Here is a 2,392-nt window from a genome sequence, read left to right as displayed (position 1 = left end):
CACCGTCCCGCGGACCATCTCGCCCAGGTGATCTCGAATCCGGGCCTCATCAATTTGGATCACCTGACCCATGGCATTCCCATCGTTCATTCAAAGCTCCTTCATTCTAGAAGGAGCCGTCAATCCTGAAAGTGCGAAAGACTCTGTACGTTATCGATCTGGCGCGACCTTGTCGGAGATCGGACAGTTGCTGCGGCACGAGAACCACGACACCACCCGGATTTACGCGAAGGTCGACATCGATGCGCTGAGAACATTGAGCTTGCCCTGGCCGGGAGGCGTGCAACGACCAATCTGCGCTCCGCACTCGATAAGTACCTGAGCATGCGCAAGGGACTGGGATACAAGTACGAGCACCAGACCCGTCGGCTCGCCGACTTCGTCGCCTTCATGGAGAAGCGCAAAGCCAGGATCATCACGACGAAGCTGGCAATGGAATGGGCGACGCTGCCGCCCGATCGTCATGCATCCTGGGCGCTGCGATTGAGCGACGTGCGCGGGTTCGCGCGCCATGTCGCCAACTTCGATCCGAGAACGGAGGTGCCGCCCGTCGGCATGCTGCCGGGATGGAAGCGCGCCAAGCCCTATGTCTACAGCGACGCGGAGATCGATGCGTTGCTGACGGCAGCGCTGGCTCTGCCGCCAGAGGACGGGCTGCGCCGATGGACCTACCATACCTTGTTCGGGCTGATCGCGGTGACGGGCATGCGCATATCCGAGGCGATGGGCCTGGAGCGTGATGACGTCGATCTCGACGCCGGCGTGCTGACGGTCCGGCTGACCAAGTTCGGCAAGTCGCGGCTCGTGCCATTGCATCCGACGACGAGAACAGCGCTGCGCGACTACGTCCACCGGCGCGATGCGCTGCTCGGATCATGCTGCGGCTCGACCTTCTTGGTTGCCGAACAGGGAGGCCGCTTGCTTCACCAGTACGTTAATCGCGTCTTCTGGCGATTGTCCAGAGAGATCGGGCTGCGGCGCCCAGGTGATCGTACCGGGCCACGCGTGCACGACTTCCGTCATCGCTTCGCCATCCGCGACGCTGCTCGACTGGTATCGCGAAGGCAAGAACGTCGAGCAGCAGCTCCCAGTGCTGTCCACTTACCTCGGCCACGCCTGCGTGCGCGATACTTACTGGTATCTCTCGGCCTGCCCCGAGTTGATGGAAGAAGCGGCGCGGCGTCTCGACCGGCGATGGGAGGTGACGCTATGAAGCCCGCCTGCAATGTCGCCACGTTGATCGAACGCTTCTTCACCGAGCACCTCATGCGCCAGCGCAATGTTAGCGCCAATACGATCGCCTCCTACAGGGACACGTTCCGGCTGCTGTTCATGTTCGCGCAGGTGCGGCTGCGGAAGTCCCCATCGGCCCTGACGCTCGCCGATCTGGATGCAACGTTCATCGGCGCGTTCCTCACCGATCTCGAGGTTAAGCGCGGCGTCAGCGCGAAGACGCGTAACCTGCGTCTGACCGCCATCCGATCCTTCTTCAGGTTCGTGTCCTTCGAGGAACCGGCACATAGTGCGCTGATCCAGCGCGTACTCGCCATACCGAGCAAGCGCCACGACAAGCGACAGGTGCACTTCCTGACGCGCCCCGAGATCGAGGCGGTTCTCGCCGCGCCTGATCGAACGACGTGGCTTGGCCGCCGCGATCACACCTTGCTGCTGCTGGTCGCGGCCCAGACGGGCTTACGCCTCTCAGAGCTCCCGAGTCACAAGTTCGCAATCGTAGATTCGCATTAGATTCGCGTCGCTGTGCCAGAGATGGCGGCTGCAACAGTGACGGAGGATCTGATGGCGGCCCAGCGACTTGCGCCCCTGGTATTGAGCGATGATGAGCGTGCTGAACTTTGGACTCTCTTCAGAATATTCCGGCGCTGGTTGTTGAATTCCAACGGCTACCACTAGTTGCAGCTTCATGATAGCCTATTCGTGGCAGGGGGAGGGCAAGGCTTGCGAATCGTTCGCGTCGAGATAATCAACTTTAGAGGGATCAAGCAGATCTCGTGGCATCCGGCGCCTGAAACCAATTGTTTGGTCGGCCCAAGCGATTCGGGGAAAACGACTGTTATCGACGCCATCGAGCTGGCATTTGCTCCGCGCAACAGCCTCACCTTCGATACCGACTTCTATGCCGTTGACCCAAAAGCCAACCCGATCGCCATCACAGTCACTATCGGCGATCTGCCCACTGAATTCCTGAAGGAGGATCGGTATGGTCATTACCTCAGGGGATGGGATGAAGCCGGCAAGAAGCTGGAAGATGACCCGGATGAAGGTAAGCGCGTATTTTACCGCACAGGCTACGCGCGCGGCTGGCCGCGGCGTCGCGTGACGCCGGGCCCCAGCAGTGTCATCGGAACGGCTTGGTTGACCTGAGCGTTCGAAC

The 2,392-nt window shown here is 60.8% G+C and carries 1 protein-coding gene and 2 pseudogenes; all 3 read left to right on the top strand.

Annotated elements, in window-relative coordinates; genetic code table 11:
• Positions 1-324 precede the first annotated feature (324 nt).
• The 3 genes and pseudogenes from QJT78_RS50260 to QJT78_RS50250 all read left to right on the top strand — a co-directional run bounded on the left by QJT78_RS50260 (position 325) and on the right by QJT78_RS50250 (position 2,382).
• Positions 325-1,213: pseudogene (locus QJT78_RS50260) on the top strand (tyrosine-type recombinase/integrase).
• Positions 1,210-1,710 (top strand): annotated as a pseudogene (locus tag QJT78_RS50255) (site-specific integrase); the annotation flags it as partial. The pseudogenes QJT78_RS50260 and QJT78_RS50255, both read left to right, overlap by 4 nt.
• A gap of 246 nt (positions 1,711-1,956) precedes the next feature.
• A complete protein-coding gene (locus tag QJT78_RS50250; RefSeq protein ID WP_232674808.1) occupies positions 1,957-2,382 on the top strand; it encodes an AAA family ATPase in 426 nt (141 codons plus the stop codon).
• Positions 2,383-2,392 lie beyond the last annotated feature (10 nt).

Origin of the sequence: Bradyrhizobium sp. Mp27, assembly GCF_029953005.1 — a bacterium.
Taxonomy (GTDB): domain Bacteria; phylum Pseudomonadota; class Alphaproteobacteria; order Rhizobiales; family Xanthobacteraceae; genus Bradyrhizobium; species Bradyrhizobium barranii.
This window is presented reverse-complemented; position numbering and strand designations above follow the sequence as displayed.